General features: G+C 69.4%; 22 protein-coding genes and 1 pseudogene. 11 read left to right on the top strand and 12 right to left on the bottom strand.

The genetic code is table 11. The annotated features are described in order from the left end of the window. Positions 1-6: 6 nt before the first annotated feature. Entirely contained in the window at positions 7-597 is a 591-nt protein-coding gene (locus ACWGIG_RS01900) for a hypothetical protein (protein ID WP_453319502.1), read from the top strand. 2 nt (positions 598-599) lie between these two features. Next, positions 600-1268, top strand: coding sequence for an OmpA family protein (locus tag ACWGIG_RS01905; RefSeq protein ID WP_453319503.1), 669 nt, complete (start codon positions 600-602; stop codon positions 1266-1268). A gap of 148 nt (positions 1269-1416) precedes the next feature. On the opposite strand, the pseudogene ACWGIG_RS01910 reads toward ACWGIG_RS01905, so the two are convergent. Continuing rightward, positions 1417-1542: pseudogene (locus ACWGIG_RS01910) on the bottom strand (MBL fold metallo-hydrolase); the annotation flags it as partial. 221 nt (positions 1543-1763) lie between these two features. Between ACWGIG_RS01910 and ACWGIG_RS01915 the strand changes: the two are divergent. Beyond that, the gene (locus ACWGIG_RS01915) at positions 1764-2693 is read left to right on the top strand and encodes a S1 family peptidase (protein ID WP_453319504.1); all 930 of its coding nucleotides are present in this window, start codon (positions 1764-1766) and stop codon (positions 2691-2693) included. A gap of 162 nt (positions 2694-2855) precedes the next feature. Here the strand turns inward: ACWGIG_RS01915 and ACWGIG_RS01920 are convergent, their stop codons facing one another. The 4 genes from ACWGIG_RS01920 to ACWGIG_RS01935 all read right to left on the bottom strand — a co-directional run bounded on the left by ACWGIG_RS01920 (position 2856) and on the right by ACWGIG_RS01935 (position 5157). Beyond that, positions 2856-3269: an SH3 domain-containing protein gene (locus tag ACWGIG_RS01920; protein ID WP_453319505.1), complete on the bottom strand. Its 414-nt coding sequence runs from the start codon at positions 3267-3269 to the stop codon at positions 2856-2858. A gap of 292 nt (positions 3270-3561) precedes the next feature. Beyond that, positions 3562-4278: a tRNA-dependent cyclodipeptide synthase gene (locus ACWGIG_RS01925; protein WP_453319506.1), complete on the bottom strand. Its 717-nt coding sequence runs from the start codon at positions 4276-4278 to the stop codon at positions 3562-3564. A gap of 44 nt (positions 4279-4322) precedes the next feature. Further along, entirely contained in the window at positions 4323-4631 is a 309-nt protein-coding gene (locus ACWGIG_RS01930; protein ID WP_453319507.1) for a DUF6092 family protein, read from the bottom strand. Then, on the bottom strand, positions 4588-5157 hold the full coding sequence (locus ACWGIG_RS01935) for a nitroreductase family protein (protein ID WP_453319508.1): 570 nt from the start codon (positions 5155-5157) through the stop codon (positions 4588-4590). Before ACWGIG_RS01935 ends, ACWGIG_RS01930 begins: the two co-directional genes overlap by 44 nt. A 529-nt stretch (positions 5158-5686) precedes the next feature. On the opposite strand from ACWGIG_RS01935, the gene ACWGIG_RS01940 reads away from it, so the two are divergent. Then, positions 5687-6325, top strand: a complete 639-nt coding sequence (locus ACWGIG_RS01940; protein WP_453319509.1) for a hypothetical protein — start codon at positions 5687-5689, stop codon at positions 6323-6325. Here the strand turns inward: ACWGIG_RS01940 and ACWGIG_RS01945 are convergent. The 5 genes from ACWGIG_RS01945 to ACWGIG_RS01965 form a co-directional block, all read right to left on the bottom strand. After that, on the bottom strand, positions 6282-7673 hold the full coding sequence (locus ACWGIG_RS01945) for a glutamine synthetase family protein (RefSeq protein ID WP_453319510.1): 1392 nt from the start codon (positions 7671-7673) through the stop codon (positions 6282-6284). The two genes, ACWGIG_RS01940 and ACWGIG_RS01945, sit on opposite strands and share 44 nt — an antisense overlap. A 131-nt stretch (positions 7674-7804) precedes the next feature. After that, positions 7805-8728, bottom strand: a complete 924-nt coding sequence (locus ACWGIG_RS01950; protein WP_453319511.1) for an RNA polymerase sigma-70 factor — start codon at positions 8726-8728, stop codon at positions 7805-7807. Between the two features lie 153 nt (positions 8729-8881). Further along, positions 8882-9439 carry a DinB family protein gene (locus ACWGIG_RS01955; protein WP_453319512.1) on the bottom strand — a complete coding sequence of 186 codons (558 nt, stop codon included), beginning with the start codon at positions 9437-9439 and terminating at the stop codon, positions 8882-8884. A gap of 122 nt (positions 9440-9561) precedes the next feature. Then, on the bottom strand, positions 9562-10014 hold the full coding sequence (locus ACWGIG_RS01960; protein ID WP_453319513.1) for a hypothetical protein: 453 nt from the start codon (positions 10012-10014) through the stop codon (positions 9562-9564). Positions 10015-10087: 73 nt separating this feature from the next. After that, positions 10088-10735, bottom strand: coding sequence for a hypothetical protein (locus ACWGIG_RS01965; protein WP_453319514.1), 648 nt, complete (start codon positions 10733-10735; stop codon positions 10088-10090). 165 nt (positions 10736-10900) lie between these two features. Here ACWGIG_RS01965 and ACWGIG_RS01970 point away from each other — a divergent pair, with 165 nt between their 5' ends. Then, a complete protein-coding gene (locus ACWGIG_RS01970; RefSeq protein ID WP_453319515.1) occupies positions 10901-11527 on the top strand; it encodes a DUF1707 SHOCT-like domain-containing protein in 627 nt (208 codons plus the stop codon). 21 nt (positions 11528-11548) lie between these two features. On the opposite strand, the gene ACWGIG_RS01975 is transcribed toward ACWGIG_RS01970, so the two are convergent. Then, positions 11549-11773 carry a DUF4287 domain-containing protein gene (locus ACWGIG_RS01975; protein ID WP_453319516.1) on the bottom strand — a complete coding sequence of 75 codons (225 nt, stop codon included), beginning with the start codon at positions 11771-11773 and terminating at the stop codon, positions 11549-11551. A gap of 146 nt (positions 11774-11919) precedes the next feature. Between ACWGIG_RS01975 and ACWGIG_RS01980 the strand changes: the two genes are divergently transcribed. The 3 genes from ACWGIG_RS01980 (at position 11920) to ACWGIG_RS01990 (ending at position 15813) form a co-directional block, all read left to right on the top strand. Then, positions 11920-12750, top strand: coding sequence for a prepilin peptidase (locus ACWGIG_RS01980; protein ID WP_453319517.1), 831 nt, complete (start codon positions 11920-11922; stop codon positions 12748-12750). 161 nt (positions 12751-12911) lie between these two features. Further along, complete coding sequence (locus tag ACWGIG_RS01985; RefSeq protein WP_453319518.1) at positions 12912-14030, top strand: baeRF3 domain-containing protein; 1119 nt, start codon at positions 12912-12914, stop codon at positions 14028-14030. A gap of 217 nt (positions 14031-14247) precedes the next feature. After that, on the top strand, positions 14248-15813 hold the full coding sequence (locus ACWGIG_RS01990) for a DUF2079 domain-containing protein (protein WP_453319519.1): 1566 nt from the start codon (positions 14248-14250) through the stop codon (positions 15811-15813). Positions 15814-16065: 252 nt separating this feature from the next. Here the strand turns inward: ACWGIG_RS01990 and mgrA are convergent, their stop codons facing one another. After that, the gene (gene mgrA / locus ACWGIG_RS01995) at positions 16066-17106 is read right to left on the bottom strand and encodes an L-glyceraldehyde 3-phosphate reductase (RefSeq protein ID WP_453319520.1); all 1041 of its coding nucleotides are present in this window, start codon (positions 17104-17106) and stop codon (positions 16066-16068) included. Between the two features lie 138 nt (positions 17107-17244). Between mgrA and ACWGIG_RS02000 the strand changes: the two genes are divergently transcribed. From ACWGIG_RS02000 to ACWGIG_RS02010, 3 genes are all read left to right on the top strand, one after another. Continuing rightward, entirely contained in the window at positions 17245-18006 is a 762-nt protein-coding gene (locus tag ACWGIG_RS02000) for an isoprenyl transferase (protein WP_453319521.1), read from the top strand. 318 nt (positions 18007-18324) lie between these two features. After that, a complete protein-coding gene (locus tag ACWGIG_RS02005; RefSeq protein ID WP_453319522.1) occupies positions 18325-19647 on the top strand; it encodes a PhoH family protein in 1323 nt (440 codons plus the stop codon). A 407-nt stretch (positions 19648-20054) separates the two neighbouring features. Beyond that, positions 20055-20792: an aggregation-promoting factor C-terminal-like domain-containing protein gene (locus tag ACWGIG_RS02010; RefSeq protein ID WP_453319523.1), complete on the top strand. Its 738-nt coding sequence runs from the start codon at positions 20055-20057 to the stop codon at positions 20790-20792. Positions 20793-20869: the final 77 nt, after the last annotated feature.

The raw sequence follows: 20869 nt of genomic DNA on the forward strand, positions 1-20869 counted from the left end.
TTCCTGATGACCATGCGGCGCACCATGCAGGCCCGAAGGGCACTGACCGCTGTAGCGATCACGACTGGCTTGGCCCTGTCGGTGGTCGGCTGTGGCGGGGGAGAGAAGGAAGCACCTCCTGCTGCGCCTCAAACTCCCGCCAAGGGGGCGGCGGGTTCCAATGTGCCGTCAGCTCCTCAGTCTCCGTCTGCCGACACGGTGCTGGCTGAGGTGAAGGGGGGCACGAACATCAGCCTCGTCATCAACTCAGCGGTCCGGGACGAGGGCGGCTTCGTCACATTGAACGGGAAGATCAAGAACGGCGGCAGTGCGGTATGGGTTGCTCCCAACTGGCAGGGCAATGAGAAGGAACTCTCTGCGAACCAGGCCTCGATGGCTGGTGGTTCATTGATCGACAAGCAGGGCAAGAAGAAGTACCTCATCCTGCGTGATACTGACGGGCGTTGCCTGTGCACCAAGTTCACGACCGGATTCACGCCGAATGAGGAGCGGGTCTGGTACGCGCAGTTCCCTGCTCCGCCGGCGGGCACCAAGAAGGTTGATTTCCAGATCGCCGACATGCCTCCGGCGACCATCGAGATCTCGGACGGTGAGTGACCATGCCTTTGGCCCACGCCCGAAGTCGCCCAGTTCCGATTCTTGCGGCGGCCTGCGCCACCGCATCGTTGCTCGTGGGGCTAGGGGCTACCAGCGCCGCCGCAGATCCTGATCCGACCCCGAGCACACCCCCCGGCAGCGTTACGGCCGTCGACGCCCCCAAGGTCGACGCCAACTCTCCCGGCCTCAAGCTCAATGACGGCGGCACCCTAGCCCCCGCTCGCGTAGTCGACATCAAGTCCGTCATCGAAGACACCGGCGGTGAAGAACGCCGCGAAGACACCAACTCCGACGTCAAGTTCGCCCTCCAGGCCGAAGTCCTCTTCCCCAAGGACAGCGACAAGCTCAACGCCACCGCAGCGTCCCGCATCAAGGCCATCGGGCAGGAAGCGGTGGCCAACAAGACCACCAAGATCCGCGTCTTCGGCTTCACCGACAACCTCGGTTCGTACGAGCACGGCCAGAAGCTCTCCAAGAAGCGCGCCGACATGGTCCAGCTGGAGCTGACGAAGACGCTCGGTTCCAACGTCACCTTCGAGGTCCGCGGCTACAGCGAGGACTACCCCATCGCCGACAACGCCACCGAAGAGGGCCGCAAGAAGAACCGCCGCGTCGAGGTCACCTTCCCGCGGGGAGATGCGCCCAACTCCGGCACCACACCTGGTACTTGATGCTGGCCCTCGCGCCATCGGACGCTCACCCGCCGAGGATCTCTGCCACGGGACGCTGTGGGTTTGGGGGCAGTTCCCGGATGTAGGCCAGTGTTGGCCATTTCGGGCGGGGCGGGGTACGGGCGGTTGCGAATGATCTATTAGGAACGGTGTTCCAGCCGACGTGATCGATGTGCAGGTGGGTGTTGACCACGATGTCGACGTCCTCGGGCCGCACCCCGGCAGCGGCGAGACGGTCGAGGTAGTTCGTGTCCAGGCGGTTCCACACCGGTGAGACCGAGGAATGGTGGTCCGCCCGGCCGGGAGAGGAGCGGGACGGCACGGGAGCCCCTTCCGGGCGGCGCCGGGCGGCCAGGGGTTCCGACCCTCCCGCCTGCCCCGTGGTCCAAGGGGGGCTGGCCATAGCATCCGGACTCCCGCTGCCCGGATGGTCCGGTGGATCACGGCCGGGCAGGCTGAACTCAGTACGGATCCCCCGAGCAAAAAGGACCCCCCGTGTTCAGCCGCCGCACCACCCGCACCGTCGTCGCCACGGCCCTCGCCGCCGCAGCCTGCGCCACCCTCACCGTCGGCAGCGCCAACGCCATCGTCAACGGATCGGACTCCAGCGAGCGTTACCCCTTCATGGCGGTGATCCCGGAGTCCGCTCCGGAACAAGGGCTGATCGACGGCAACTGCGGAGCCTCCCTCATCGACCCGCAGTGGGTCCTGACTGCGGCGCACTGCGTGAAGATGGAGGGCATGAAGCTGGACGGCATCGTCCGTGTCGGCAGCGACCGGCGGAAGTCCGGCGGTACGGTCCGGAAGATCGACCGGATCTTCGTCCACCCCGGCTATGTGAACGGCGACAACAAGGTCGCCAACAAGGACGACGTCGCGCTGATCAGGCTCGACAGACCGGTCGGCGAGCAGCCCATCAAGATTGCGAAGAAGCCGGGGAAGCCGGGCACGCCCACCCGCCTCATCGGTTTCGGCACCACCGTCGACGGGAAGTTCGAGTTCCCGAACCGGCTCCAGGAGCTGAACACCCGCAGGGGCGCCGAGTCCGAGTGCGCGCCCGGCTACGCGGACCGGACCCGGCTGTGCACGATCTCCACCGTGCCCAAGGCCATGGCGTGCTTCGGGGACTCCGGCGGGCCGCAGGTCCAGAAGGGCCGGGACGGCAAGTGGGAGCTGATCGGCGTCACCTCGGGCCCCGGCGCCCCGAACGTGCCGTGCACGGGCGGGCCCGGCCTCTACAGCAGCGCCCCCGCCTACGCGGGCTGGATCGACAAGACCATGAAGGACAACGGGGGCGAGGTGCTCGCGGAGACCGGTACGAACGACAGCACCGCGGCCTTCGCCGCAGGCGCGGCCGGGCTGCTCGTCGCCGGTGGCGGTACGTTCGTCGCCTTGCGCCGACGAAAGGCCCGTACCCACGCATGAGTTGACTGCCTTCGGCCGGCTGACACGCACCGTGAAACGGCCGAGGGCGAGCGGGCCCTGCGTGAGAAGGGCGGCGAGGAGTCGTCTCGATCACGGCCACGCACTTCAGGAGCGGCCGTGGACGGCGCGCTCCTGAAGGTCGGGCGTGGTGGTGCGGTCAGCTCAGCACTTGTTGTCCGGGTGCACGGAACCGCCGTCGTCCAGCCGGGGGTTGTAGACCCAGCCGTTGATGTTGGTGCCGTCCACGCGGATGTGCGTCCACTTGTTGCCTGCCGAGTTCTCTATCCAGCAGTGGTACTGCATCAGAACCCGGCCGGTGGCCTCCCACGTCGCCGAACAGCTTTCGTGGGGACCGTTGCGGATCAGGACCGTGACCCCCGCCTTGGGGTAGCCCTTGCCGGAAGACTTGTTCGACCAGGCGTGGCCGCACCCGTACGCGGCGCTGGGCGCGGCACTGGGTGCGGAGGTGGGCGCGGCGTTGGCCGCAGGGGCCGTGACGGTGAGCGTGGCCCCTGCGAGCAGGAGCGGCGCGGTGACCGCCGTGAAAATCCGGGCCCTCTTCGTCAGTGAACTCAACTGAACTCCCCCTTCGCTCGGTGGGCAGCCTCGGCACGGCCGCCCCGCTTGTTCCGAGCATGACTCATGTGAGCGCGACGGATCGGGTGCGCGAGGGCATCCGTCCGAAAGCTTTCACCCGCACCTCGGGTCGCCAACTACCCCTGGAGTCAATCCAGTTGTGGCATCGAGTGCTGTCGCATCCTGCGCCTTCGGAGTCGGCCCGGGTATGTCACTTGCACCCTCTGGGCGCCTCTGAGTCAGGAGCGCTTTGGCTGAATCTGCGGAGACAGGGGAGAGGGGAGGGGAGGGGTCAGCCCTCGACGTGGTCCGGTTCCGGAGGGCGGACGATCACGTAGCCGAGCGTGGGCGCCGCGCGGAACGAGGAGTCCCGTCGGGCGAGCTGTTCCGTGATCGGCGTGAGCATGTGGTAACAGAGCACCGAGGAACGGACGTTGAAGATCGAGGGAGCATCCACGAACAGAGGGGCCTCGGCCTGGAGATAGCTCAGACCCGCCTCGAAATGAGCCTTGGTCATGACGTTTCCGCCACTGCCCCCGCCACTGTCGCCGCCCCCGCCTGCGCTCCGGTGACCGACGACCTGGCGCACCATCGCCTCGCAGGTGGCGAGGAATTGCGGATCTTCCCGCATGGCCTGATCCGTCCGGCGGCGTACCGTCTGGTATTCCGGAAGCTCCATCAGCTGGGACAGCGGGCGCACGCGCAACCGGATGCCGTCCGGGTCCACGGCCTCGACGGCCCGGCGGATTCTGCGGCGCAGGTCCTTGACCGAGGACCGGGACGACTTCGCCGCATAGGCGGGGGGCCGGCCGTCCGCGACGAGCATCGTGTCGATGTGCGTGTCCACGTAGACCACGTCTATTTCCGCGAAGCTGTGGCCTGCCCAGCGCAGGAGCTTCGTCAGACGTTCCTGGTTGAAGTAGCTGTTGCCTGCGCTGACTCCCACCAGGGCGTGGTCGCCGCGCTTCCAGATGCTTCGGCTCTCCTGGCCGAGCACCTCCACATGCATTCCATGGGATAATTCAGCAAGCTGTTCCTTCTGCATTTACGAACTCACTTCTTTAATGCGGAAGCCATTTTTCCGCACAGGTCGTCAAGGATCTCGGCCATATTCACATCGCTCCCCATCGGGGTGAACATGACCTCGTCGAGGCTCTTGCGAATGGCGGTCAGTTCATCGGTCCGACCGCCGGCCCGTTCGAGTAGTTCCAGTGCGCGCCGGGCTCCGTCCGTACAGCGGAAGACGCCGTAGTCCGCCGGTTCGTCCAGCAGGCCGCGGGCGCTGCTCAGGAGATAACCGGCGAGCAGGCCGATTTCCTCATTCAGCAGGGCCGGCGACAGGACCTTGTCCCCAGATTTCATGGCTGATCACCTCGTTGATGTCACGACGGTCGGACGGGGCGGGGGCTTGTGCGGGGTATCCGATGGGGACGACGAGCAGCGGCTCGATGTGGTCCGGGATGCCCAGCAGTTCACAGACCTGCTGCTCGCGGAAACTGCTCACCGGGCAACCGCCGAGCCCCAGGGCGTGGGCGGAGAGCAGCAGGTTCTCCACGGCCATGCCGACGCAGAGCTTGCTGGTCTGATAGATCTTCTGCGAGACGTTTCCGGGCAGCCGGTCGGTGCGGGACCGGTCGACGCACGCCACCACGATCAGCGTGGGAGTGCCGATGATTCCCGGACAGAACGCCCTCAGCAGCCGGACGTTCTCCGGTTTCCGCACCACGACGAACGACCAGGCCTGCTTGTTCGAAGCAGACGGGGCGGAAATCATGGTTTCCAGCATTTCGTCGATCGTGGCACTGTCGATCGGCTCAGGCGAATAGTCCCGTAGCACGCTTCGAGTGCGTATCACTTTCAATGTGTCGGGTAAATTACTTGGTGACATCTCACCTTTCCCTTCCGTGGGGCAGCAAACGATCAATATGTTGGCACTCCCGGGCCGGGGTCGGCAAGTGTCCTTGAGCATTGCCCGAGTGGGCGATATTTTGGGGCGATATAAGGGTGCCGTGAGGATCCGTCGGGGGCGAATACGGGCCAGGGTGGGGCCGAATGAAGGTTTAATTCGCGCCGGTGGGGGCGGGGAGTGGTCCCGGTCAGTGCTGGGGCGCTCGATCGCCTGAGCAGGCAATGGCGGGGAGGGTGGTGGCCGGTGCATTGGGCGGCGTTCCCCGCAGGGTTATTCGGCCATGTTGGGCAACGCGTCGCCGACCGGGCTCGTATTGATTCGTCAAGAATTCGTAAACGGAGTATTGCTGAAGGGTTCCGGTGGGGTGTGACGTGCATGACGTTTCGGCCGGGGGCCGTGAATCGTGGGCCGTCGGCCGCCATGGAGGACGGCGGGTTCCCCCGTGCGGCGGAGGAGGATCAGCCCGGGGTGCGACGTGCCGGGCCGTGCGGTGCGGGAGATTCGGGTCATGACGACGACCGACCCCGCACCGCCGCCCGAGCTCCGCACCCCGCCACCCGTCCCGTCACCGGCCCCGCCACCGGTCCTGCCACCGGCCCCGCCACCGCGCTGGGCGGTACGTGCCGCCCATGTCGTGGCCTGGTCGACCGTCCCCTCCGGGGTGTGGCGCATCGCGCTCGTGCTCGGGGTGCCGGTCGGGGTCATGGGGCGCGACGAGTTCCTCGCCGGATTCCCCGACGACTCCCTGCTGCTCGGCCTGGCCTACGTACTGCTGCTCGGTGTGGTCGCCGAGACCGCCTCGTACCTGACGCTCGGCCTGGTCCGGCCCTGGGGCGAGGTGTTCGCGCGCTGGATTCCGTTCCTCGGCGGGCGCCCGGTCAACCCCCGGTTCGCGGTCCTCGCCGCCTCGCTGGGAGCCCTCGCCGTCACCGTCCTGTGGTGGGTCCTGTTCTTCGGCGGACTGCTGACCCTGCCCTGGCCGGAGCCCGGCACCTCGGTCGGTGAGGTCGTCTTCGTCGCCGCGTACGCCCCGCTCCTCCTGTGGGGTCCGCTGCTGGCGGCGGTGACCTGGTCGTACCACCGGCGCCACCCGGGGCCGGGGATCAGACGCCTTCGTCGGCGTACATCGTGTGCTCCCAGTCGGTGACGGTGCCGCAGTAGCGCGCCCACTCGTCGCGTTTGAGGGCCGTGTACAGCTCGGTGGTCTCGGGGCCGAGAGCGCCGGTGACGACCGGGTCGGCGGTGAACCGGTCCAGTGCCTCGCCCAGAGTGGACGGCAGCGTCTCGGGGCGGGGACCCGTCGCCGCGTACCCGGATCCCTGCTGCGGCGGGCCGGGTTCGATGCCGTGGTCGAGTCCTTCGCCGATCGCGGCGAGGAGGACGGCGTGGGAGAGATAGGGGTTGACCATGGCGTCGGGCAGTTTGAACTCCAGCCGCCCGTTGGCCGACAGACGCACCGTGCAGGTCTTGTTGTCCATGCCCCAGTCGATGTGCGTCGGCGCGAACTGGCCGGCGTGCCAGTAGCGCTTGTACGAGTTGACGGTGGGGCCCATGACGGCCGTGGCGGCTGCGGCGTGGCGCAGGATGCCGCCGAGGGCGTGCCGGCCCACATCGGTCAGGTGCAGCTCACGCAGGTCCGGGTCGGTGAAGACGTTCTGGTCGCCGCGCCACAGGCTGAGGTTGTGGTGGCAGCCGTTGCCCTTCCTGTCATTGGCGGGTTTGGGCATGAAGCTCGCGGTGACGCCGAGTTCGCGGGCGACCTGGCGGCAGATCTGGCGGTAGACGACGAGGCGGTCGGCGGTCCGGTCGGCGTGGTCGAACATCCAGTTGAGTTCGAGCTGGCCGGGATCCTCGTAGTCCCCCTCGACCATGTCGAGGCCCATCGCCTGCGCGTAGCCGATCACTTTCTGATAGATCGGACGGTTACGTTCCAGATGGTCGATGTGGTACGCGGGGCTGGTGTGCGGACGGTTCCGGGCCTCCAGGCCAGGGCCTGTCCATGACATCTCCGGCTCGCAGCCGCTGCGGAGTTCCAGCCCGGTGCGGGCGGTGAAGGCGGCGTGCACCCGTGCCAGGTTGCCGCGTACGTCGGTGGGGAGAGGGCGGCCGGCGATCTCGGCCGGTGCGTGATCGGGCTCGTACAGGCGGCAGAAGAAGCGGGCGACGCGGGTGTCCCAGGGGAGCACCGCCAAGGTGTCGAGCTCGGGCACCGCGGTGAACTCCGCCGCCGCGCAGCCGCCGCCCAGCAGTGTGCCGTCCTGGCGGGTCTGCAGGTCGGCCAGGCCTGTGCGGTGCAGCTGGACCCCGGCCTCCGCGTTGCGTGCCAGGTGCCCGACAGGCACGGCCTTGCCGATGACGCGGCCGGTGAGCGTCACGGTCTGGTAGTAGAGGAACTCCACCCCCGCCTCGACGAGTTGTGCGCGCACCGCGTCGAGCGCGGCCCTGTCGGTATTGCGCTCGCGGTGCTTGTCCAGCTCCGCACGCGTATCGGTCACGCTCGTCGGCATAGGGGCTCCCGCGCTCCATCCGATGGTCAGTCGGTCGGTTGCGATGAAGTCACCATGCATACCCAGATGTTCCGCCCGGCACTACCGGGACAGGCAACTCCCCTCCCGTTTACGCCAGTTCACTGCTCCTTCCGGCGGAACCGCTTCAGTTCGCCGTCGACGGCCCAGGCGTCGGCGACCGGTCCGAGGTGGCCGAGCTTCTCGGGGTTGATCACCGAGCGGATGGTCTGGATCTGCCCGTCGAGCACGTCGAGGACCAGGGCATGGAGGACCTTGCCGTCCCGGTCGCGGAAGATCGCGCCGGGCTGGCCGTTGACCTCGGCCGGTTCGAACGTGACGTCGATCCTCGCCATCAGCGGGAAGACGGAGGCCAGCAGCCGGGCCACGTGCTCGGCGCCCGCGATCGCCCTGGCCAGCTGCGGGGCCTTGCCGCCGCCGTCCCCGACCATCTGCACATCGGCGGCCAGCAGTTCCCGCAGGCCGTCGACATCGCCCTCGCGCAGGGCGTCGAAGAAGCGCGTCGCCAGCTCCTCCCGCTTCTGACGGTCCGCGTCGAACCGCGGCCGGCCGGTCCGCATGTGCCGGCGCGCCCGTACCAGCAGCTGACGGCAGGCCGGCTCCGTACGCCCCACCGCCGCAGCGATCTCGTCGAATCCGAAGCCGAACGCCTCCCGCAGCACGAACACCGACCGCTCCAGCGGGCTGAGCCGCTCCAGCAACAGCAGCGCCGCCATCGACACCGAGTCGGCCAGCTCCGCCGAGCGCGCCGGATCCTGGTACGGGTCGCTGAGCAGCGGCTCGGGGAACCACGGGCCCACGTACTCCTCCCGCCGCACCCGCGCGGAACGCAGTACGTCGATGGACAGCCGCGTCACCGTGGTGGACAGGAACGCCTTGACCGACGTGGGAAGGGTTGCCGAGCCGTCGAAGCGCAGCCAGGCCTCCTGCACCACGTCCTCGGCCTCGCTCACGCTGCCCAGAATCCGGTAGGCGATCGAGAACAGCAGTGGTCGCAGCCCCTCGAACTCCTCGACCTTGCGCACGCCGCATCTCCCTCGCTCGTCCGTGCCCGGCGCTCCGTACGCCCCCGCACACCCCTGGGACGAGACAGCCCGGCGCCCTGTGACACGGACGTGCGGACCGGTGAGGTCACGGGCGACGAACGGGCCGGGCAGGGGCGGGAGTTCGCGAACGGCTCAGCCCATGCTCTTCGCGCCGTCCAGGGATTCCCTGATGATGTCCGCGTGGCCCGCGTGCTGGGCGGTCTCCGTCATGACGTGCAGCAGCACCTGGCGGGCCGACCAGCGCTTGCCGGGCTCGTTCCACGGGGCGGGCGGGAGCGGGTGGTCGGCGTCCAGGTCGGGGAGGGAGACGACGAGCTCGTCGGTCCGGCGGGCCGCCTCTTCGTACGCGGCCAGTACGCCTTCCAGGGTTTCGTCGGGCAGCAGCTGGAAACCGTCGTCCCGCTTGGCCAGGTCGGCCTCGGACATGGCGCTGAAGTCCGGCATCGTCGAAGGGCCGTTCACGATGAAGTCCGCCCAGCCCTCCTCGACCCCGGTGACGTGCTTGATCAGACCGCCCAGAGACAGCGCACTGGCGGTGGTCCGCTGCCGGGCCTGCTCGTCGGTGAGGTCACGGGTGGTGAAGCGCAGGAAGTACCGGTGCTTGGCGAGCATCTCCAGCAGGTCGGCACGCTCGCGGCTGACGGCCGGGGGAGTGGTCACGGCGTCGGTGGTCGGCTCGTGGACAGTCATGGCGGGTCCCTGCTCTCTGTAGCTTCTGACGCTTCAGTTCCTCGTCCCTCGGACAAGAAACACACTAGGAGCCATGTAGGTCGGATCAGGTCCTATACGGAGCGGGAATGCGGTGTCGAGCGTCAAGCGCGCTTGCGCGTACTCCGTACCTGCGCCCGCAGTGCGGCCACCAGTCCCACCAGTCCGCCCGCCGCCGCCAGCAGGAATAGGGGCGGCAGGTTCTCGTGGGGCGAGTCCGCGCCCTGGACCCGGGCCACGGACGGGTCGGCGGACGCCACCTCCAGGGGTACGGCGCCGCCGACGGACGGGGACGACGTGAGGCGGGCGAGGCTCAGGGAGTGGGTGTCCGTACGGTAAGTGCTGCCGTGCAAGCGGTAGTTGACGATGAAGTCCGTGCTCTTTTCGTGGGGGACCGCCGACGTGATCCGGCCCGTCACCCGGACCGGCCCCGCGTCGATGAGCTCCCCGTCGTCCCATTCCCCGACCGCCGCCGACACGCAGCCGACCACCACCAGGAGTGCCACCAGGGCGCCGATCAGTGCGGGACTGAACGTGCGGCGCAGTCGGCCGGCCATGCCGGTGACGGTACTCGCCGGGGCGGGGCGCGTCGACGGGCGAGGGCGGAGGGCGGGCGAGGGGGGAGGGCGGCTACCTGGGCCGAAGCGCCTGCTCCAGCCGCTTCGCCTGGTCGCCCGCGAACTTCTCCAGGCCCTTCGCGTCCTTGCTGCGGTACTCCTGCGAGACCGCGACCACCGTCGTGCCCACCCGGAAGTGCACCACACGCAGCGCGCTGTCGTCGCTCTCGCCCGACTTCACGCGCGTCGAGGTGTTGCCGACCGGTGCCCCGTCCTCCTTGGCCGCGTCCGCGGCGAGCTTGCTCTCCTCGGTGTAGCCCGCTTCGGCCGCCGCCCTGCTGCCGTACGCCTTGATGCTCGTGCCGACCAGGGCGCCCGAGCTGTCGGTGTAGTTGCCGACGCCCTCGAAGGTCAGCCCGTCGCACGGGCCTTCGCAGGAGGCGCGCTGGGCCTTGATGCCGCCGTTGTCTCCCTGGGCGTCCTCCGCCCAGCCGGACGGCAGGTCCTTGGCCCGGAGCAGCGCCCCGTCGAGAGTCTTGGCGTCCTTGAACGGGTCATCGGGGTCGGAGAGTTGAGCCTGACCGGATGCCGACGAATCCCCGGAATTCTTGCTGCCGCCCGCGCCTTCGCCGGAGTCGTTGCCGCCGTCACCGCTGCACGCCGAAACCGTCAGCAGCAGAGCGGCCGAGGCCACTCCCACCCAGTTCCTCCGGGAGCCCATCACACGTACCTCTTCATCTCTTCACCAAGTACATCCATCGGGCAACTTACACAGGTGGGTGCGGGTGAAGTGGCCGGAGGCAGTAGTTCGTATTGCAGCGGTTGGTATCCGCAGCGGCTGGTATCCGCAGCGGTTCGTATAGCGGCGGTTCGTATCATCGGGCGCATGACCGCCGAATCCGTGTACCCCGCTGAATCCGCAGGGGCTCCCGCCGCCCGTCGCCCGCTGCGGGCTTCCGACGCCGACCGGGAAGCCGTCGTCGAGCAGTTGCGGGAGGCGGCGGCCGAGGGGCGGCTCGACCTCGACGAGCTGGGCGAGCGGCTCGGGCTCGCGCTCGGCGCCAAGACGGTCGCCGAACTGGGGCCGCTCACCGAGGACTTGGTGCCCGAGCCGATGTTCGGCGCGGCGGACGGTGAACCGCTGGCCCTCAAGGGCGGCCTGCACGGGGTCTCCAGGACCGGCAAGTGGCGGGTGCCCGCACGGATCGTCGCGAGCGGCGGCATGGGCGGCGTACGGCTCGACTTCACCCAGGCCGAAGTGCGCGTACGGCAGATCGAGGTGGAGGTGTACGGCGAGATGGCGGGCGTCACGCTCGTCGTCCCGGAAGGGTGGGTCGTGAACACCGACGCCGTCGACCCCGGCATCGGCGGCATGCGCAACCGCACCACCGGGGACCGGCTGCCCGGCACCCCGCTCGTCCGGCTCTTCGGCGCGGGCGGCATGGCGGGCGTCATCGTCCGCCACCCGGGCCGCTGGGAACGCCGCAAGCTGCGCCGCGCGCTGGATAGTTGAGCCTCGGGGGTGTGGGCGGGGCTACTTCGCCTTGTCCTCGGCGAGCGTGTGCGCGACCAGTGCGTTGGCATGGCCGTGGCCCATGCCGTGCTCGGACTTGAGCCAGCCGACCAGCTCCATGTGCTTGGTCAGCGGCGAGGAGCGGACCAGCTCCTTCCACTCCGCTATGGAGCGGCCGTACTTCTTCTCGATGGAAGGGAAGTAGCTGGCAGGCCCCTTGACGGCCGCGTCGGTTTTCTCAGTCATGCGAGCAGTGTGGCAGCCGCCACTGACAACGGCCCGGGGGCGGGAGCGGCCCGGACGTTCCGCAGGCAGGCCCCGGGGCCGAGCGGCACTGAAGCATGGGTCCAGGGGCCCATGACCCCGCCCCCGCGCCCGCCTAGGGTGGGCGCGTGCTCGCCCTCCTGATCGTGGCCGCCGCCCTCTGGGGTGCCCTCGCCGGACTGCTCGTGCCCCGCGCCGCGCACCGGCTCTCCGTCGAGCCGGAGGAACCCTGGCGCGACGCCTGCCCCGCCGGACACCCCTTCACCGGGCTCGCCCGCGGCTGGGTCGGTACGGGGCGCTGCGCGCACTGTGCGGCGGGAGTGGCGGTGAGGGCGCCGGGGACTCACGGGGGCGGCGGGACGGGGAGCGACGAGAGCGAGCCCTCCGCCCCGTACGGCCGGAAACCCCCTGCGCGATACGCCAGGACCCTGCGCCACGTCGTGATCTGCGCCCTCGTCTGCGCCGTCCTCGCCGCCGCCACCGGCCCACGTCCCGAACTCGCGGCCTGGCTGCTGCTCGCCCCCTTCGCGCTGCTCCTCGCGGTCGTCGACCGCCGGGTGCAGCGGCTGCCGGACGTCCTGACGCTGCCGCTGGCCGCCGCGGCCGTCGTCCTGCTCGGCGGGGCGGCCCTGCTGCCCGGCAGCGCCGGTTCCTGGGCCGGGACGCTGTTCGGCGGGGCCGGGCTCGGCGGTGCGTACTTCCTGCTCTTCGTCATCAATCCGAACGGCATGGGGTTCGGTGACGTGAAGCTCGCGCTCGCGCTCGGCGTGGTGCTCGGGTGGTACGGATGGCCGGTGCTGTTCGCCGGCGCGACGGCCGGATTCGTCCTCGGCGCGCTGTACGGGGTGGGGCTCATGGTGACCCGGCGGGGCGGGCGCAAGACGGCCATCCCGTTCGGCCCCTTCATGATCGCGGGGGCGTGGGTGGGGCTGGTGCTGGGTGGGGCGGGAGTGGCCTGACCCGGCACTGGGCGGGCCGCCGGCGGCGGGACAAGGCCGGAGAAGGCCGGAGAAGGGCTTCCGCGCGGGGGCGGAATGGGGCTATTCGTGAGAAATTGCGACTAAGTCAAGAAGTGCCGTGCATCCCTGATGACAGCCCCGACACCCCGAGTGGAGTGCCCATGAGTGACGAGGACGAGTCGGACCTGCTCGCCGAACTGCGCCGGCCCCGCCCCTACCCGGCGGTCTCCATCACCCTCCCCACCCACCGCCACCGGCCCGAGAACCAGCAGGACCACATCCGGCTGCGCAACCTCCTCTCCGAGACCGAGAAGCGCCTGTTCGACGACCCGAAGCTGAGCCGGGACCAGGCCGTCGCCGTCGTACGACAGCTGGGCGAGGCCGTCGACGAGCTCGATCCGGAGCACTTCCTGGAGGGCCTCGTGCTGTACGCGGCTGCCGACGAGGCCCGTACGTACCTGGTGAGCGCGGAGGTTCCCGAGCGGATCGTGGTCGGGGATTCGTACCTGACCCGGAACCTGGTGGCCGCCTCCGCCCGGCAGATCCCCCACCTCGCGCTGATCCTCAGTACCGGTGAGGTGCGGCTGTGGCACGGGGTCGGGTACGAGCTGCACGAGCTCGACCAGGAGGAGGCCGGCTTCCCGGTCATCTCCTCGGGCGCGGAACGCGACGGCGCCCCCAACCGGGACGGCGGCCACGGCGCCACCCAGGACTTCCGGAACATGCTCACCGAGGCGGACCGGAAGCTGACCCCGCTGCTGCAGGAGGCCGCGCTGCCGGTGGTCGTGGTCGGGCTGCGGCAGCACATCGCGACCTTCCGCGAGATTTCCCGGCACGGGGCGGTGCTGGCGGCGGATCTGGAGGTCGGCGGCCTGCTCCACACGACCGCGCCCGAGCTGGTCGAACAGCTCGCCCCCGCGCGGGCCTCGCTCGCCGCGATCGACGCCGAAGAGGCGATGAAGGCACTGGACGCGGCGCGCAGCGGGCGGCGGTACGCGGCCGGTGTGCAGGACTGCTGGCAGTCGGCGCGCGAGGGGCGGGTGGGGCACCTGGTGGTCGAGGAGTCCGTGCGCGTCTCGGCGCGGCCGGAGGCGGTGGAGGGGGCGGAGCGGGCGTCCTTGGTGCTGGTCGAGGCCGGTTCCGAACCGGCGGACGGTGTCGAGGACGACATCGTCGACTCGCTCGTGGAGATGGTGCTGGACGCGGACGGGGACGTGACGTTCGTGCCGGACGGGGAGCTGGGGGAGGCCGGGGGAGTGGCGGCGGCACTTCGGTACTGAGCGCGCGGGCCGGGCTGGTGGGGTGGCGCTCCGCGTGGGGGCCGCCCCCTTGCCCCGAGCAGGGGGAGACCCCACTGCCCCCGGGGCGGCCCCGCTGCCCAAGAGGGCTAGGTATCGGGAAGTCAGGGGCGCGGGGAACTGCGCGACCAGCCACGACGCACCCGCACGAAGCGCAACGCACCCGCACGTAGCGCAACGCCAGTTGTAATGTGCCGCTATGCGGACATTTACTGACGAAGCGTCAGTGCAGGTGGTGCCGGTCGCGGTGAAGGGGCCCCGAAGGCCGAAGGCCGCCCCCTGGGCCTGGTGCGCCGCCCTCTTCGTCCTCTACGGGACCCTCTCCGTCCAGCGCCACCGGCTGATGCGCACCACCGGGTACGACCTCGGGATCTTCGAGCAGGCCGTGCAGGCCTACTCCCAACTCCGCCCGCCGTACGTCCCGTTGAAAGGGGAAGGGGGCGGGTTCAACCTCCTCGGCGACCACTTCCATCCCGTCCTCGCCGTCCTCGGCCCCCTCTACCGCCTCGCCCCCGCCGCCGAGACCCTCCTCCTCGCCCAGGCCGCCCTCCTCGCCCTCGCCGTCGTCCCCCTCGCCCGCTGGGCACGGCGGGTGCTCGGGCGGGCGGCGGCGTACGTCGTCGCCCTCGGATACGGGCTGAGCTGGGGCATCGCCTCCGCCGTCACCTTCGACTTCCACGAAGTCGCCTTCGCCGTACCGCTGTTGGCGTTCGCCCTCGAAGCGCTCGGGCGGGAGCGCCACGGACGGGCCGTAGCCCTCGCCGTGCCCCTCCTGCTCGTCAAGGAGGACCTCGGGCTGACCCTGGCCGCCCTCGGCGCGTACATCGCCTGGAAGGGCCGGAAAGGACGGCGGAAGGCGGACCGGGTCCTCGGCCTCGCCACCGTCGCCGCAGGAGTCCTCGGCACGCTCCTCATCACCCGGGTACTGCTCCCCGCCCTCAACTCCTCGGGTGCGTACGCCTACGGCGAGTACGTCGCGGAGGGCGGCAGGGGATCCGTCCTCGCGACCCTCCTCGCCGCCCCGCTGGACGCCCTGCGCCCCGAGCTGAAGGCCGTCACCCTCGTCCTCGTCCTCGCGCCCACCGCGCTGCTCGCGCTCCGCTCGCCGCTCGTGCTGCTCGCCGCCCCCACCCTCGGCTGGCGGCTGCTGTCGCAGCACAGCTACCACTGGGACACGGCCTTCCACTACAGCGCCGTCCTGATGCCGATCGTCTTCGCGGCACTGATCGACGCCCTCGCCCCGTACGCACGTACGCAGGTACGCAACAGAGAGGACGAGCGCGCCGCGCGCCACTTCCGCGGGTCCCTCGCCACCGTCGTCGCCGTCACCCTCGTCCTGCTCCCGTCCTTCCCCTTCGGGCTCGTCCTGCGCAAAGACACCTGGCGCACCACCGACCACGTCCGCGCCGCCCGCGCACTCCTGGCCCGCATTCCCGACGGCGCGACCGTCGCCGCCTCCAACCGCCTCGTCCCGCAGCTCGCCTCTCGGACCACCGCCGTCCTCTTCCCCGGCTATCCGATCCCCGGCAAGCTGTACGACACCGACGGCACGCCCCCGCCGCCCACCAGCGAGTGGATCGTCCACGACAGCCGGCCGCACGAGGCCTGGCCGCTCCCGGACGGACACTGGCCGTACCCCCTGGACCGCCAGCAGGACGAGCTGGCCCGGGCACAGCGGACGTACGGCTACCGGGTCGTCGCGGCCGCGGACGGCATCACCCTGTTGCACAGGGCGACGAGTGGTGCAGAAACGTCAATCCGGTGATGTCGGCGACACCCCCGACCGGGGGAAGTCGCAGCACCTTCCCGCAGGCCGGAAAAGGGCTCGGATCCCAAGGGGCACAAGGGATTCAGGCCCTTGCGCCGCGCACCGCGGCGACTCCGGAGAGTAATTGATTCGCGTCCTGGTGCGCAGCATCACTTACGAAGGGTTATGGTGGAAACCCCCCCTCGGGCCGGTCCGTATCCCCCCCACGGACCGGCCCGTTTTTTGTCTCCGTACAGCGCGTGAGTCCCGTCAGCCCCGGTCGGCCCAGATGTTCGTGCCGGGGGTGGACACCGCGAAGGAGTCGATCTCCTTCAGTTCCTCCACGGTCAGCGCGGGAGTCCCCAGCGCCGCCACGTTCTCCTCCAGCTGCTTCACGCTGGACGCCCCGATGAGCGCCGACGTCATCCGCTCGTCCCGCAGCACCCACGAGATCGCGAGCTGGGCGAGGGACTGGCCGCGGGCGGCGGCGATGTCGTTGAGGCCGTTGAGACGGCGCACGACCTCGTCGCTCAGCAGGTTCGGGTCCAGGGACTTGCCCTGGGTGGCGCGGGACCCCTCCGGAATGCCCTTCAGGTACTTGTTCGTCAACAGCCCCTGCGCGAGCGGCACGAACGAGATGCAGCCCATGCCCGCCTCCTCCAGGGTGTCGAGCAGGCCGTCGTCCTCCGTCCAGCGGTTGATCATCGAGTACGAGGGCTGGTGGATGAGCGGACGTACGCCCATCTCCCGCAGCAGCCGCGCCGCTTCGGCGGTCTGCTCGCTGTTGTACGAGGAGACGCCGACGTACAGCGCCTTGCCCTGCTGGACGGCGGACGCCAGCGCGCCCATCGTCTCTTCGAGGGGCGTGTCCGGGTCGAAGCGGTGCGAGTAGAAGATGTCGACGTGGTCCAGGCCCATCCGCTTGAGCGAGGCGTCCAGGGACGACATCAGGTACTTGCGCGAGCCCCACTCGCCGTACGGGCCGGGGTGCATCCCGTAACCCGCCTTCGTCGAGACGATCAGCTCGTCGCGGTACGGCGCGAAGTCCTGCGCGAAGAGCTTGCCGAAGTTGGACTCGGCCGAGCCGGGCGGCGGGCCGTAGTTGTTGGCGAGGTCGAAGTGGGTGACCCCGAGGTCGAAGGCGCGGCGCAGGATCGCACGCTGCGAGTCGAGGGAGCGGTCGTCGCCGAAGTTGTGCCAGAGGCCGAGGGAGACGGCCGGGAGCTTGAGGCCGCTGCGGCCGGAGCGCCGGTACTCCATCGTGTCGTAGCGGTTGTCGGACGCGCGGTGGTGAAGGGGTTCGTCAGTCACGTTCACCTCCTTATCACGGAGGCACTTGTGACAGACCGGGTTGGGCCGCCGGGACCCGTGCGCAGTAATGTGACGCGCTCGGGCCCCCGGATGACCGCAGACGTCCTGGCGCCCGGGAACACGAGAGGGTGGAACGCTGTGAACCTGCGCGACCTGGTGTATCGGCTCTACGCACGCCGCGTGGAGGGCCGCCTCGACCACTCCCAGGTGCCGGGGCACATCGGCGTCATCCTCGACGGCAACAGACGCTGGGCGAAGGCGTCGGGCGGCACCACCGAGCAGGGACACAAGGCCGGCGCCAGCAAGATCCAGGAGCTGCTCGGCTGGTGCGCGGAGACGGACGTCGAGGTCGTCACGCTGTGGATGCTGTCCACGGAGAACCTGGACCGGTCGGAGGCCGAACTCACCCCGCTGCTCTCCATCATCGAAGGCGCCGTCCAGGCCCTCGCCGCCGACGGCCGCTGGCGGGTCCACCACGTCGGCACGATGGACATCCTTCCCGCCCGTACGCAGGGTGTACTGAAGGAGGCCGAGCAGGCAACGGCGGGAAACAAGGGAATACTGGTCAACGTCGCCGTCGGCTACGGCGGGCGCCAGGAGATCGCCGACGCGGTCCGCTCGCTGCTCCTCGAACACGCCGAGAAGGGCACCTCCTTCGAGGAGCTCGCGGAGATCATCGACGTCGAGCACATCTCGGAACACCTGTACACCCGCGGCCAGCCCGACCCGGATCTCGTCATCCGCACCAGCGGTGAGCAGCGGTTGTCCGGATTCATGCTGTGGCAGAGCGCCCACTCGGAGTACTACTTCTGCGAGGTGTTCTGGCCGGCCTTCCGCAAGGTCGACTTCCTGCGGGCCCTGCGCGACTACGCGGCCCGCCACCGGCGTTACGGATCCTGACCGCACCCCGTACCCCTTCGTCGTACCGAAGATGCGTCATCCGTCCTGGCCATAGGCAGGTATGGCGGCGCATGTTCGAGGGAATACCCCTTCCAGGTCGGCGTTCGGACCACGGACGCCGCATCTCAGTGGACGGCTCGATGCCGTCCGCCCGGGAGGCCCTTTGCACCAGGACGTTTCCGCCGTTTTCGGCGCGGACGACGTGGAGGGCCGGAGCTCGGCCCGCGCACTCGTCGTGTGCGTGCAAGTGCCGAGCCCGGTCCCTCCGCCCGCGACGTCGTCGCACCCCGACCTCAGTACGAGGGGGTACGTCCTTCCGTGGTGAACAGCTCTAAGCGGCGCCTTCCCGACAGGCGCACCTACGTTCTCGACACCAGCGTCCTGCTGGCCGATCCCAGCTCCATGACCCGGTTCGAGGAGCACGAAGTCGTGCTGCCGATCGTGGTCATCACCGAACTGGAGGCCAAGCGGCACCATCCGGAACTCGGCTACTTCGCCCGGCAGGCCCTGCGCATGCTGGACGACTACCGCATCCGGCACGGCCGTCTCGACGCCCCGATTCCGATCGGGGACCTCGGCGGGTCGCTGCGCGTCGAACTCAACCACTCCGATCCCGGCGTACTTCCCGCCGGCTACCGGTTGGGGGACAACGACTCACGGATCCTGGCAGTCGCACGCAACCTCCAGGCCGAGGGGTACGACGTCACCGTCGTCTCCAAGGACCTGCCGCTGCGCATCAAGGCCTCGTCGGTGGGACTGCTCGCCGAGGAGTACCGCGCGGAACTGGCCATCACGGACTCCGGCTGGACCGGGATGGCGGAACTGTCCCTGGAGGCCGACCAGGTGGACCTCCTCTTCACGGAGGAACGGGTGTACGTGCCCGAGGCCGCCGACCTCCCCGTGCACACCGGGCTGGTGCTCCAGTCGGAGCGCGGCAAGGCGCTGGGCAGGGTCACCCCGGACGGCAACGTCCGTCTCGTACGGGGCGACCGGGGGGCGTTCGGCATCCACGGCCGCAGCGCGGAGCAGCGCATCGCGCTGGACCTGCTGCTCGACCCGGAGGTCGGCATCGTCTCGCTGGGCGGCCGGGCGGGCACCGGCAAGTCCGCGCTCGCGCTGTGCGCGGGCCTGGAGGCCGTGCTGGAGCGCCAGGAGCACAAGAAGGTGATGGTCTTCAGGCCGCTGTACGCGGTCGGCGGGCAGGAGCTCGGCTATCTGCCGGGTTCCGAGTCCGAGAAGATGTCGCCGTGGGCGCAGGCCGTCTTCGACACCCTCTCTGCGGTCGCGGGCAAGGAGGTCATCGAGGAGGTGCTCGGGCGCGGGATGCTCGAAGTGCTGCCGCTCACCCACATCCGGGGGCGCTCGCTGCACGACGCGTTCGTCATCGTGGACGAGGCCCAATCCCTGGAACGGAACGTCCTTTTGACGGTTCTGTCCAGGATCGGGGCGAATTCGCGGGTGGTGCTCACGCACGACGTCGCGCAGCGCGACAACCTCAGGGTCGGGCGGTACGACGGAGTGGTCGCGGTCGTCGAGAAGCTGAAGGGGCATCCGCTCTTCGCGCACGTCACGCTCACCCGCTCCGAGCGTTCGCAGATCGCGGCACTGGTGACCGAAATGCTGGAGGAAGGGCAGATCTGACCCAAGTGGGCCGAATCAGCAGGTAGTTGGCGCCGTCCGGCCGCATCCGCGGGAAGCGGGTGATCCTAGCCGGGCGGCGTTCTGCCGCGTGCGTGGTTCCACAAATCAGCAGCTCCGAAACCGATGTGACCTTTCACACGTAAGCAAGAATTGATTACCTGCCTGACCTTCCGGCAGAGTCTTGCTTCCGTCAGGCCCCGCATACGGCACTCCTGCACCTCCAGAGGTGCAACACCACCTAATTCAACAGAATTCGCCGTATGCCGCCCGAGTAACACGGAGCACTCCCGCGGGAGTTGCCCACCGGGTCCGCGCCTCCCGTGACACAGCAGGCAGGGAGGCCAGCGCCAGGGGTGCGATTGCGTCCGCCAGGGTCACCGGTGCGGATGCTGCTGGAAGGAAACCGTGTGAGCCGGATTTCGGTTCGGGGATTCGCAGTGGCCTCTGCCACCGCGGTCACCACTGTCGGCGCCGTCGTGGGCGTCGCATCGGGCGACCCTCAGTCGTCGGGCGACAACAACTTCGAGGCAGCCGCCGCCGACACGACGACTCTCCTCGCGGACATCCCCGCCGGCCAGCAGGCCCAGGTGGCGACCGCGTCCCTGGCGCAGCAGGCCGACGCCCAGGCAGCCGTCGCCGACGAGGCGGCCAAGAAGACCGCCGAGGAATCGGCACGTCTGCAGGCCGCCGGTGACGCCAAGGCCAAGAAGGAGGCGGCCGACAAGAAGGTCGCCGACGAGAAGGCCAAGGCGGAGAAGGCCGAGAAGGAGGCCAAGGAGCGCGAGGAGCAGGGCGAGATCGCGAGCCGGTCCGCCACCCGTGACTCCTCGTCCTTCTCGCAGAAGTCCTCGTACACGGTCGCGGAGGTCAAGGCGATCGCCCGGCAGATCGTGCCGGCCGGTCAGTTCCAGTGCTTCTCCACGATCGTGAACCACGAGTCGACGTGGAACTACCAGGCGCAGAACCCGACCTCGGCCGCCTACGGCCTGGTGCAGTCCAACCCCGGCTCCAAGATGGCCTCGGTAGGCGCCGACTGGCGCACCAACCCGGCCACCCAGATCCAGTGGGGCCTGAACTACATGAACGAGCGCTACGGCAGCCCCTGCGAGGCGTGGACCTTCTGGCAGTCGCACAACTACTACTAGGAGCGCCGGACCGGGGTACTCGTTGCCCCGGCTCAACGTTCGTGAGCCCCCCACCGTCCTACGGTGGGGGGCTCCGC

This window comes from Streptomyces sp. NPDC054863 (genome assembly GCF_053610825.1).